This window comes from Streptomyces sp. NPDC043996 (assembly GCF_056435225.1).
In genome coordinates this window covers 501,424-512,970 of the sequence record NZ_JBWKEY010000004.1, presented here as the reverse complement: position 1 = coordinate 512,970, position 11,547 = coordinate 501,424, and the positions used below count along the sequence as shown (strand labels likewise).

Annotated in this window: 11 protein-coding genes; 4 read left to right on the top strand and 7 right to left on the bottom strand. The window is 71.4% G+C overall.

The window, feature by feature from the left end:
- Positions 1-14: 14 nt before the first annotated feature.
- Together AC07A4_RS13130 and AC07A4_RS13125 are read right to left on the bottom strand one after the other, a co-directional pair.
- Complete coding sequence (locus tag AC07A4_RS13130; protein WP_478596942.1) at positions 15-1,253, bottom strand: GNAT family N-acetyltransferase; 1,239 nt, start codon at positions 1,251-1,253, stop codon at positions 15-17.
- 72 nt (positions 1,254-1,325) lie between these two features.
- The gene (locus AC07A4_RS13125) at positions 1,326-2,504 is read right to left on the bottom strand and encodes an alpha/beta hydrolase family protein (protein WP_478596940.1); all 1,179 of its coding nucleotides are present in this window, start codon (positions 2,502-2,504) and stop codon (positions 1,326-1,328) included.
- A 193-nt stretch (positions 2,505-2,697) separates the two neighbouring features.
- Between AC07A4_RS13125 and AC07A4_RS13120 the strand changes: the two genes are divergently transcribed.
- A complete protein-coding gene (locus AC07A4_RS13120) occupies positions 2,698-3,360 on the top strand; it encodes a M15 family metallopeptidase (protein ID WP_478596937.1) in 663 nt (220 codons plus the stop codon).
- Positions 3,361-3,537: 177 nt separating this feature from the next.
- The gene (locus AC07A4_RS13115; protein ID WP_478596934.1) at positions 3,538-4,743 is read left to right on the top strand and encodes an epoxide hydrolase family protein; all 1,206 of its coding nucleotides are present in this window, start codon (positions 3,538-3,540) and stop codon (positions 4,741-4,743) included.
- 27 nt (positions 4,744-4,770) lie between these two features.
- Here the strand turns inward: AC07A4_RS13115 and AC07A4_RS13110 are convergent, their stop codons facing one another.
- The 4 genes from AC07A4_RS13110 to AC07A4_RS13095 all read right to left on the bottom strand — a co-directional run bounded on the left by AC07A4_RS13110 (position 4,771) and on the right by AC07A4_RS13095 (position 7,800).
- Positions 4,771-5,793, bottom strand: a complete 1,023-nt coding sequence (locus tag AC07A4_RS13110; protein ID WP_478596932.1) for a hypothetical protein — start codon at positions 5,791-5,793, stop codon at positions 4,771-4,773.
- Between the two features lie 110 nt (positions 5,794-5,903).
- A complete protein-coding gene (locus AC07A4_RS13105) occupies positions 5,904-6,242 on the bottom strand; it encodes a hypothetical protein (RefSeq protein ID WP_478596930.1) in 339 nt (112 codons plus the stop codon).
- A gap of 193 nt (positions 6,243-6,435) precedes the next feature.
- Positions 6,436-6,786 carry a PRC-barrel domain-containing protein gene (locus tag AC07A4_RS13100; RefSeq protein WP_478596927.1) on the bottom strand — a complete coding sequence of 117 codons (351 nt, stop codon included), beginning with the start codon at positions 6,784-6,786 and terminating at the stop codon, positions 6,436-6,438.
- 138 nt (positions 6,787-6,924) lie between these two features.
- On the bottom strand, positions 6,925-7,800 hold the full coding sequence (locus tag AC07A4_RS13095) for a fructosamine kinase family protein (RefSeq protein ID WP_478597508.1): 876 nt from the start codon (positions 7,798-7,800) through the stop codon (positions 6,925-6,927).
- A 417-nt stretch (positions 7,801-8,217) separates the two neighbouring features.
- Between AC07A4_RS13095 and AC07A4_RS13090 the strand changes: the two genes are divergently transcribed.
- The gene (locus AC07A4_RS13090) at positions 8,218-8,586 is read left to right on the top strand and encodes a hypothetical protein (RefSeq protein WP_478596925.1); all 369 of its coding nucleotides are present in this window, start codon (positions 8,218-8,220) and stop codon (positions 8,584-8,586) included.
- Between the two features lie 218 nt (positions 8,587-8,804).
- Positions 8,805-10,751 carry a molecular chaperone HtpG gene (gene htpG, locus AC07A4_RS13085; protein WP_478596924.1) on the top strand — a complete coding sequence of 649 codons (1,947 nt, stop codon included), beginning with the start codon at positions 8,805-8,807 and terminating at the stop codon, positions 10,749-10,751.
- A 247-nt stretch (positions 10,752-10,998) separates the two neighbouring features.
- On the opposite strand, the gene AC07A4_RS13080 is transcribed toward htpG, so the two are convergent.
- Positions 10,999-11,535, bottom strand: coding sequence for a YbhB/YbcL family Raf kinase inhibitor-like protein (locus AC07A4_RS13080; protein ID WP_478596923.1), 537 nt, complete (start codon positions 11,533-11,535; stop codon positions 10,999-11,001).
- Positions 11,536-11,547: the final 12 nt, after the last annotated feature.

The following is an 11,547-nucleotide window of genomic DNA, read 5'->3' as shown; positions in this document are numbered from 1 at the left end:
CGTCGGACAGACCTCTAGTACGGCAGGTAGTAGCTGAGCACGTCCGCCGTGAGCGGCGGGAACAAGGCCTGGAACAACTCGTCCCGCGTGGCGTACACGTCGGGGCGCATCCGGGAGAGGCCCTCGATGCCGTGCGGGCCGAACAGGAGCGCGGGCAGGTAGTCGGGGGCCACCCCGGCGCCGCCCACGGCTCCCGGGCCCTGCAGGGGGCCGCCGGTGACGACCTCGCCGAGGCCGTCGGCGAGGACCGGGAGGCGGTAGTGGGCGCCGAACGTGGACAGGACGATGTCGCGGTCACCCGCGTCGAGCCCGGCGGCGGTGAGGCGGCGCCAGAACAGCGGCCGCAGCCGGTCGAGGAGCGCCGCCACGTCCGGGACGCGCACGTAGTACTGCTCGGCGCCCGCGCGGGGCCCGGCGTCGAGGAACCCCTCCCAGGCGGCGGCGGTCACCGTGCCCGCCCGGTGGACGGCGCGCACCCGGCCGTCGGGGACCTGGGCCGCGACACCGCGCAGGAGATCCCGCGCCGCGGCCTCGTCGCGAGCGGCGGCCTCGGCGAGCAGCACCCCGCCGCCGTGCGGGGGAGTCGTGCGCCCGGTGGCGACGACGGCGCCGTCCTCTTCGAGCACCCACAGGCTGCTGGCCTCGTGCGCGAGCAGCCACCGGAAGCACCCCGCCGAGTGGGGCATGGCCACGTCGAACCGCTCCTGTGCCGCGTCCTGGAGGGCCGCGATGGCCGGGAGGTCGGCGGGCCGGGCGGCGCGCGGGACGGGGGTGCTCCCGCCGGGCGGCAGAGTGCGCACCGCCCGCGCCGGGGGGATGTCGATGGCGTACTCGTAGCCGAAGCGGCGGTAGAAGTACGGGATGCCGATCATGGCCTGGACGACATGGCCACGGGCGGTGGACCGTTCATGGGCCCAGCCCATGAGCGCCCGGACCAGGCCGCGCCCCTCGTACTCCTTGTCCGTGGCGACCAGCTCGACCTGACCCGCGGGCAAGCGGACGTCACCGACGCGCAGTTCCTCGTCGAGGAGCGTCGCGGTGGAGACGACCCGGTCGCCGTCGACGACCACGGCACAGGCCGCCCACCCGGCGTCGGGGTCCGTGACCACGAGGCGGTGGTCCAGGGCGTCGGCGGGTTCACCGCGCTCGGTGAGCAGCGCGCCGATCTGGTCGAGGTCGGCGGGCCGTGCCTGGCGCAGGAGAAGGCCGTCGGCGAGCGGGAGGTCCACGGGGGCGGCGGTGGGCGTCGTCATGGCCGGACTATCGCAGTGACCGAACCGCCTGTTCAACGGGTTTTCGCACGTCGTGGCGCCAGAGGGCATCGGCTAGGGCCGGTGGAACCTCACCTCCGGATACCGGGCCGACGGCCCGTCCAGCAGAGGTGTGTGCCGTCCGCGCAGATGCCGGTCGACGAACGCGGTGACATAGGCGCGAGTGAGGGTGTCACAGCGGGCGCCGTCCAGGTCCTGGCCCTTGATACCGAGCTGTTCGCCGAGCGGGGCCACATCGGTGAAGGAGCCGTGTTCGGTGCCGTCGATGCTCAACCACCGCTTCCAGCCGGTGAGCTGCCGCCATGTCCTGTCCCAGGTGGCGTCGGGCCCGCCGGGCACATGACTCGGCTTGCCGAGCATCAGCAGGGGCCGGTCCACGGGCTTGTCGTTGGGGAAGCGGAAGTTGCCGTCCATGTTGACCCCCGCCTTGACGCGCGTGTCGGACAGCAGGGCCGGGATCGTACTGAAGCCACCGGCCGAGTGCCCGACCATGGCCACGCGGCCGCCGTCGATCAGGCCGCCGTGCCGCCACGCCGGAGTCGGCCCGGTGAGCTCGTCGAGTACGAACGACATGTCCGCGGCCCGCACGGCCCCGACCCTGGGGAAGTCGTCGTCCGCACACGCCACGCACTCCGTGGTGCGGCCGTCGGGGAACGTGATGCCATGTGCCTCGTAGTTGTGGCCGACCCCCGCGACGACGTAGCCGCGGCTCGCCAGTTCCTCAGCGATGCCGGTCAGCGTGGCGCGCGGCATGCCGAAGCCGGGGGAGAGGAGGACCAAGGGGCGCTTGGTCCGCCCCCGGTCCGGTGCGGCGTCCACGGTGGAGTGGGTCACCACCGTGCTCAGCACCTCCGGCGGCAGCGCCGCCGCTTCGGCCGCACCCCCCTGCCTGCCCGGAGCACCGTGCGCGCGGCTCTCGCCGTAGGCCTCCAGATACGTCCGGGACTCCGCCGCGGTCATGTACGCCGCGCGCGTGCCCGAGGGCTTCGCCGCCGGATACCACAGCGACACCATCAACTCCCGCCGCTCGCCCGGCACCCACGGGTCGGCGCGGCCCTCGTCCTTGAGGTGAAGCGTGGTCAGGCCGATCCGATGACCACCCCCTGGCCCGGCGAGGCGCGGCGCCGCCGCGGACGCCCGCTCCGGCACCTGCTCGGCCCCCGCGGGCGCGGTGACACCGGCGCCGGCCATGACCGCGGCCACCACCGCACCCATCAGAAGTCCGCGTCTCATGAGAAACTCCCCCTCCACGTCGAGTTGGTGCGTCACGGGGACATGTCCTCGTGAGCGATCCGTCCTCCCTCACGCTAGGAACCAGACGCGGGCCCGCCCATCAGCCCCGGATGACAATCCCGGCCGGGCCCGTGCACCCCTGGGATGACATCCCCGGTCGACGTCGGCGCGGTCGCCGCGAGATGATCGCGTCATGAGTGAGATTGTCTTGATGGCGGATCCGAGGGTCGCCGCGATACCCGTCGAGGAGTGCGGCGAGCCGCTCGTCGACGTACGCGCGGGCGGCAGCCTGCTGGTCGACGAGCGGCTGCGGGACCCGGCCGACGCGTTCGCGTACCTCAGGGAAGGCGTCCACGAGCGGCTCCTGAAGGCGGACGCGCTGCTCCCGAACGGGGTGCGGCTGCTGTACGTCGAGGGCTTCAGGCCGCTCTCGCTCCAGCGCGCGTACTTCGAGGAGTACGCCGGTCAGCTGCGGGCGGCGAACGCCGACTGGTCCCCGGAGCGCGTCCACGCGGCGGCGAGCCGGTATGTGTCACCGCCGGAGATCGCACCGCACAGCGCGGGCGCGGCCGTCGACCTCACCCTCGCGGACACCGAGGGAAACGAGCTGGACCTCGGTACGCGCATGAACGCCGACCCTGAGGAGAGCGACGGCGCCTGCTACACCCACGCCCCCCACATCAGCCCCCTGGCTCGCGCGAACAGGGAACTCCTGGCCTCCGCCCTCACCGCGGTGGGCCTGGTGAACTACCCCACCGAGTGGTGGCACTGGTCCTACGGTGACCGCTACTGGGCCCTGGCCACCGGGGAGCCCGCGGCTCTCTACGGCCCGCGGGACTCCACCACACCGGCCTGACGGTCGGGTCAGGGCGTGACGATGGCGAAGTCGGGGTCCGGCTGCGTGAGGCAGCCGAAGACGGTGGCCGGGGCCGTCGGGTCATCGCCGGTGACGCTGATGTCGCCGCTCCGCCCGGCGCGCACTCTCCCGGAAAGCGGGAGCCGCCGCCGAGGGCTCCGACGTAGCATGCGCCGCGTGACGACCTTGGACGACGACACCCTCCGCCCGTTCCGCATCGACGTACCCCAAAGCGCCCTTGACGACCTGAACCAGCGCCTCGACCACACCCGCTGGCCCGACGAACTGCCCGGCGCCGACTGGTCCCACGGCGTCCCGCTCGGCTATCTCAAGGAGCTCGCGCACCACTGGCGGCACACCTACGACTGGCGGGCCGCGGAGGCCGAGCTGAACCAGTGGCCGCAGTTCACCACCACGATCGACGGAGCGAACGTCCACTTCGCGCACATCCGCTCGCCCGAGCCGGACGCGACACCGCTGCTCATGACGCACGGATGGCCGGGCTCGATCGTCGAGTTCGCCGACGTGGTCGGCCCCCTCACCCGCCCGCGGGCCCACGGAGCCGCCGGAGCGGCGGCCTTCCACCTGGTGCTCCCGACCATCCCCGGCTTCGGCTTCTCCGGCCCGACCACGAGCGCGGGCTGGGAGTTCAAGCGGGTGGCCGCCGCGTTCGCCACGCTGATGGCCCGCCTCGGCTACGCACGCTACGGAGTGCAGGGCGGCGACTGGGGTGCGGCCGTCTCCCGTGAACTCGGCCGCACCCGGCCCGAGCACGTCCTGGGCGTCCACCTGAACCTGCTGCCCCACGCGCACCAGGCCGAGGAGCCCCGCCCCGAGGACCTGGCCGCGCTCGGCCCCGAGGAGCGCGAGCGCACCCAGGCCTCTTGGGAACGCCTCCAGGCGTGGGCCCGCGACCGCCAGGGCTACGCCGACATCCAGTCCACCCGCCCCCAGACCCTGGCGTACGGCCTCACCGACTCACCCGTCGGCCAACTCGCCTGGATCACGGAGAAGTTCAAGGAGTGGACCGACTGCGAGAACCGCCCGGAAGACGCCGTCGACCGCGACCGGATGCTCACGAACGTGATGCTGTACTGGCTGACCGGCACGGCGGGCTCCTCGGCCCGCCTCTACTACGAGCGCGCCCACGCCGACTACTGGGGCGCCCCGGTCGAGCCCTCGACGACACCCACCGCCCTAGCCGTCTTCCCGCGCGACAACTTCCTTCCCCTGCGCCACATCGCGGACCGCACGAACACCATCACGCAGTGGACCGAGTACGACAGGGGCGGCCACTTCGCGGCCATGGAACAGCCGGAACTCCTCGTCGGCGACATCCGGAGGTTCTTCACAGGGCTGCGGAAGGCCGGGGCGGGCGCCTGAAGGGGGGGCACCGGGTGCCGGACGCCGTCAGGGCGTCGGGACCTTGGCGACCCCGCGGTCACCGGACGCGACCGGGGCGGTCACCGGCGTCAGGGTGTCGTCGGCGAAACGCGGGACCTCGTCGTTCTCGTCGCGGTTGCCGTTCTTCTCGTGGATCCACTTGCCCGCGAGCGCCGGAATCCAGGCGGAGAACTCGCTCTGGGTGAGGTCGGCCGGAACCTCGGCGCCACGCCGGTTGAGTTCGGCGGCCGCCAGCGGCAGGGCCGGATCGATCTGCTCGGAGGGGGTGTTCACCATGGTGGTGTCCCACACCTGGAGCGCGAAGGTGGTGCAGTTCCGCGCCGGAGTTCCGGCCCAGCCGCCGGTCAGCAGGTACTTCCAGCTGGGCAGCAGCGTGTACTTCTCGTCCACCTGCTTGCGGCGCGCGATCTCCCGTTCGAACGCGGTCTGCTGAGCCGGACTGAGCGCCTTGCAGCGGGCCGCGCGGGGAGCGTACGCGCCACCCCGGTCCTGCTTGCGGCTCGGCCGGTCCCACTCGACGAGCGGCTTGCCGGGCACGTTGATGTCATAGCCGGAGTAGTTGACGGACATGCCGTCCACCGGGCTGCCGTCGCCGTTGCGGCCGTCGGGGTCCTCGGGCTGGAAGGAGTACGTGTCATAGCGGGCGGTGGCGCCGCCCGCGAGCTTGCGCTGGAACGCGCCGTGCGAGTTGAAGTGCACCAGCCAGCTGTGGCCGAAGACATGCTGGCTGACGTTGAGTTCGTACAGGAGCTTGTTCGTCTGCTCGCCGTAGGAGAGCTTCCCGTACTTGCTCTGGAAGTCATCGGACTTCCAGAGCGCGTAGGCACGGGTGCCCACGTCCCAGACGTAGCCGCCGGTGGTCTTCTCGGTGGTCTCGGTGCTGTAGACGCACAAGGCGTTCTCGGCGGGCGCGCCAGCGGTCCGCGGGGACGGCGCCGACGGCTCCGCCGCGGCGGCGGGCCCGGTGAGGGCCGCCGAGACGAGGACGGCCGAGGTGCAGGAAGTGAGGAGGGAAACGCGTAAAGTCACACCGAAGGTATACATCGGATCAGGCGTTCATGATCATTTACATGATCGATTTCGCGCCACCCCGGCCAGCGTGATGCACCGGACGCGCCGCTCGCGAGCCCGCCTGGCAACTACGTCCACGCGACGGCCACGACGGCCGCGGCCGCGGTGAACACACCGACGGCATAGAAGGCCCACGGCTGTTTGTTGCGCATGCCCACCAGCGCTGTCGCCGCCACCAGGACGTCCAGGGCGAGTTTCACCCCCATCTTCGAGTGAACCACCGTCAGGTCCAGGGACGTTCGGGTCCAGATGAGTCCCGCGCCGGTGACCAGCTGGACGACCGCGCTGCTCAGCATGTAGCTGCCCGTCACCGGGTCCTTTCCGCGCAGCTGGAAGAAGATGCCGCCCAGGAGCGCCGCGAACCCGAAGAGGTGGAAGACGAGGAACACTTGCCGAAGGATCTCCATGGCGGTGATCGTTCCATAGAGACCGAACGAGTTGACGATTTTTCATACGGGAGCGCGACCGCGCCCAGGCTTGAGACGGGGCGCCGCGTCCGGGCAGCCGGGCGAGGGCGGAGTGATGCCCGGCCCGGTCGTGCGGGCCGGGCATCGAGACGTCCGGTACGGCGGCGAGGCCGGTCGGGTCAACCGGTCGCCGTCACATCCGCGGGCGTCCGTAATAGGTGCCCAACTGCTCGTGGTAGGCAGGGTCACCGATGTGCTTCTCCTTGTCGAACTCAGGAGAATTCTTGATCTCTTCCTTGGTGCGGTCGACGTAGATCGTCCGCTCCGGCACATCGATCCGGGTGATCGTCCCGGCAGGCAGGAGAACGTGCTTGCCGAAGATCCACACGCCGGTGTCGACGACGATGAAGGCGGCGCCGACGTCCTCGGAGTGCTTGTCGACCTTGCCGATGCCGCCGTCGCTCGCTTCGACCTTGAAACCCGTCAGTTCCGACCCGGCCCGGTAGCCGGCCGCCGGACGGTAGCCCCACATGTTCTCGTCCACGAAAGCATCCCTTCTCTAGGCCTCCCGCCCGGGAACACGACGGACGGGACCAGGGCCCGGGTCCCCCCTGCCGTGGCGTTCACCCACCGCGGCGGCGGGAATTTCCCCAGGCGTGCCGGGGACCGGCCGGGTCGTGGTTCAGCGCGCGAGGGCCGTCCGCGCGACCGCGAGGGCCTGCTCCGCGTAGCCGCGCCCGAACAGGACGGCGTGCACGAGGAGCGGGAAGAGCTGGTGCGGACCGATGCGGTCCGCCCAGCCGTCGGCGAGCGGCGCCGCGTCCTGGTAGGCGTCGAGGACGCGCTCCAGCTGCGGACAGCCGAACAGGTGCAGCATGGCCAGGTCGGTCTCGCGGTGCCCGCCGTGGGCGGCCGGGTCGATCAGCCGTACGTGGCCGTCGGCGCCCCACAGCACATTGCCGTTCCACAGGTCGCCGTGCAGCCGGGCGGGCGGCTCGGCCGGGCCCGCGAGTTCGGGCAGCCGCTCGCAGACGCGCTCCAGGACGCGTGCCTCGCCGGGCCGCAGCGTCCCGTCGTCGACCGCCCGGCGTACGTACGGCAGTACGCGGTGCTCGGCGTACCAGCGCGGCCACGGAGCGCCGGGCACATTGCGCATGGGGGCGCGTCCGATGTACGCGTCCTGGAGGCCGTCGGCGGGCGGGGCGCCGAACGCGGGCGCACCGAAGGCGTGCAGGGCGGCCAGGTCGCGCCCGAAGCGCTCGGCCGCGCGGGCCCCGGGCCTGCCCGTCGCCACCCGGTCGGTCACGAGCCAGCGCTCGTCGTACCCGTACACCCTCGGCACCCGGACCGTGCCCGCCGCGGCGAGCCAGTCCAGCCCCGTGGCCTCGGCCCGCGTCGCGCCGGGCGCCCCGTCCCGCTTGACCATCACGACCCGCCCGCTGCCCAGGGCGACTTCGGTGAGGGCCGATGACAGCGGACGCACACCTTCCACCGGCTGTCCGGTGAACCGGGCGGCGGCGTCACGCGGGTCCTCGGCGGGGGCGGCGGCCGGGGGAATGTCTCGCACAGTGCCCCATTGTGACAGCGGGGCGGGCGCGGAGCCGCGTACCAGCTCGGTGTCGCGCGGGGAGGCGTCGGCGATGACGGCAAGCCCGTCGGCCTTGGCCAGCTCCACCGCGTACCCGCCTACGCCCCCCGCCGCACCGGTGACCGCGACCACCCCGCCCCTCGGCACGGCCAACGCGTCCAAGGCCATCCGGGCGGTCGTGGCGTTCGTCAACAGGGTCGACGCCTCGGTGAAACCGGCCCCCGAGGGCGCGGGCACCACGGACGCGGCGGACACCACGATCCGCTCGATCACGCCCCCGGCGTCCATGCCGGGCTTGATTCCCGGCGAAGCCGCCCTGGACCGCCGGAGGTTGCGCGCACCCGCCACACACCCGCCGCACTCGGAGCCCCGGGGCACAATGCTGTGATGGCGGTCATCATCTGCGCGCACTGCGGCCACCCCCTCAGCGGCGAGGTCGGGGAGGTCCCGTACCCACCCACGCCCGAGGTGTTCACGGGGGAGCGTCTGGGGCTGCCGCTGCTGGCGCGGGGCACGTACGCGATCAGCCCCGTGACGCGGGCGGTCGTCCTGCACCCCGAGGACGCCCCCGGCACGGTGCCGCACACCAAGCAGGCGCGGCGCCAAGGCTGTTGCGGGCCCGACGGCCTCGACGGGCCGAACCTCCTGTGCGGCGGCTGCGGGGCCGAGGCCGCGGTGGAGCGGACCGACTGCTGGGTGGAGCACATGGTCGAGGTCGTCCCGGAGGCCGGGGCGATCAGCCAGGCGGAGCGGTAGCCGGGCGCCCGCCCCGCGACCGTACCGCTGGCGGGAACCGCGCGTTCGGCACCATCCGCACACGAACGATCACACCAGCTGAGATGATCTCTTACGACAACCGCGATGGCGAAACCGCTACGACAGACCGTTGTGGCACTCACGCCGTGGCACGACCGTTATGACAAGACCGCGCCGATGACCGGCGAATCATGGAACAAGTGAGGTAATCGAGAACCATGCCGACCGAAACGTTTGAGTTCCAGGTAGAGGCACGTCAGCTGCTCCAGCTGATGATCCACTCGATCTACTCGAACAAGGACGTCTTCCTGCGCGAGCTCGTGTCCAACGCCTCCGACGCGCTGGACAAGCTGCGCCTCGCCGCGCTGCGTGACGACACGCTCGACGCCGACGTCTCTGATCTGCACATCGAGCTGGAGATCGACAAGGAAGCCCGGACGCTCACCGTCCGGGACAACGGCATCGGAATGTCGTACGACGAGGTCGGGCAGCTCATCGGCACGATCGCGAACTCGGGCACGGCCGAATTCCTGAAGGAGCTGAAGGAGGCGAAGGACGCGGCGGGCGCGGAGGGGCTCATCGGCCAGTTCGGCGTCGGCTTCTACTCCGCCTTCATGGTGGCGGACGAGGTCACGCTGCTCACCCGGCGCGCGGCCGAGCCGAAGGGCACCCGCTGGACCTCCAAGGGCGAAGGCACGTACACCCTCGAAGAGGACGTCGACGCGCCGCAGGGCACCTCCGTCACGCTGCACCTGAAGCCCGCCGACCCCGAGAGCCAGCTGCACGACTACACCTCGGTGTGGAAGATCAAGGAGATCGTCAAGCGCTACTCGGACTTCATCACCTGGCCTGTCAAGCTGGTCGGGCAGCCGGGGGCCGAGACCGGCAAGGCCGAGGGGTCGGATGAGGCCGAAGGGTCCGACGAGGCGGCCGCGCCCGCCGAGCCGGAGACGCTGAACTCGATGAAGGCGCTGTGGGCGCGCTCGCGCGACGAGGTGTCCGAGGACGAGTACCACGAGCTGTACAAGCACATCAGCCACGACTGGCGCGACCCGCTGGAGACCGTCCCGCTGCAGGCGGAGGGGACGTTCGAGTACCAGGCCCTGCTGTTCATCCCGGCACACGCCCCGCACGACATGTTTTCGCAGAACTTCAAGCGCGGCGTGCAGCTGTATGTGAAGCGCGTGTTCATCATGGACGACTGCGAGGCGCTGCTGCCGCCGTACCTCCGCTTCGTCAAGGGCGTGGTCGACGCCCAGGACCTGTCGCTGAACGTGTCCCGCGAGATCCTCCAGCAGGACCGGCACATCAAGATGATGCAGCGGCGGCTGACCAAGAAGGTCCTGTCGTCGGTGAAGACGATGATGACGGGCGACACCGAGCGGTACGCCACGTTCTGGCGGGAGTTCGGCGCGGTCCTGAAGGAAGGTCTCGTCACCGACTCCGACAACCGCGACGCCCTCCTTGCGGTGACGTCCTTCGCGACCACGCGCGGCGAGGAGGAGACGACCACGCTGCGGCAGTACGTGGAGCGGATGGGCGAAGGCCAGGAGGCCATCTACTACATCACCGGCGAGTCCCGGCAGAGCATCGACAACTCCCCGCACATGGAGGCCTTCCGGGAGCGGGGCATCGAGGTGCTCCTGCTCACCGACCCCGTCGACGAGATGTGGGTCGACGCGGTGGGCGAGTTCGAAGGCAAGCGGCTGCAGTCGATCGCCAAGGGGGAGATCGACCTCGGCGCGGGAGAGGACGAGAAGTCCGAGGACGAGCGGGAGAAGCAGGCCGAGGAGTACGCGGGCCTGCTCGGCTGGATGAGCGAGCAGCTGGCCGACGACGTCAAGGAGGTGCGCCTGTCCGCACGCCTTACGGTGTCGCCCGCCTGCGTCGTCGGGGACGCGTACGACATGACTCCGGCGCTTGAGAACATGTACCGGGCCATGGGCCAGGAAGTGCCGCGTGCCAAGCGCATCCTGGAACTCAACCCCGGGCACCAGCTGGTGAAGGGCCTCAACGAGGCGTTCAAGGAGCGTGAGGACCGCTCAGGGCTCAGCGAGACCGCCGAACTGCTGCACTCCCTGGCCGTCCTGGCCGACGGCGGCCGCCCCGCCGACCCGGCGCGCTTCGTGAAGGTGGTGGCGGAGCGCCTGGAGCGCTCCCTGTGACGGCGCTGAGCGCCATGGCGGCGCGCTAGCCGCGAGGTGGGGAAGGGCCCGCCGTGCCCCAAGGACACGGCGGGCCTTTCACATGGGTGCCCCCCCCCCGCGCTGATGCGCTTGCCGGTGAGGACCCCCTTTTTTTGGATCGTCTATGCGAGACCCGGCTGCCCCCGCACGGCCTGGAACGTCCCCGCCGCGGTGTGCAGGACGAGGCAGTCGCACGGCCCTCGGGCTGACATGTCGGGTGGCGTGGTCAGGAGGACGCGGTTTCGGCAGTGGCGACCAGTACCGCGCGTCCGAGGGTGTGGCCGGCCATGGTGTAGCCGAGGACCGCCGGGGTGGCGTCGGCCGGGACGCCTATGGACGTGACGTCGAGGGCGTGCACCACGACGAAGTACCGGTGCGGGCCGTGTCCGGCGGGCGGGGCGGCGCCGGTGTAGCGGGCCGCGCGGGTGTCGTTGGGCAACTGGTAGGCGCCTTCCGGCAGATGTGAGCCGGCGTCGTCGCCCGCGCCCTCGGGCAGTTCGGCGCAGGTGACGGGAATGTCGGCGACCGCCCAGTGCCAGAAGCCGGACCCGGTGGGGGCGTCGGGGTCGTAGACGGTGACGGCATAGCTCTTGGTGCCGTCCGGGGCGCCGCTCCAGGACAGCTGCGGGGAGATGTCCTTCCCGCCGGGCAGGCCGGAGGCGTGCTGCCCGGGCGGCCAGGCGGAGCCGTCGGTGACGGTGGTGCTGGTGACGGTGAAGGACGCCGCCTCGGGGAGGCGGGCGAAGGGGTCGTTGACGTTCACGGTAACGCTCCT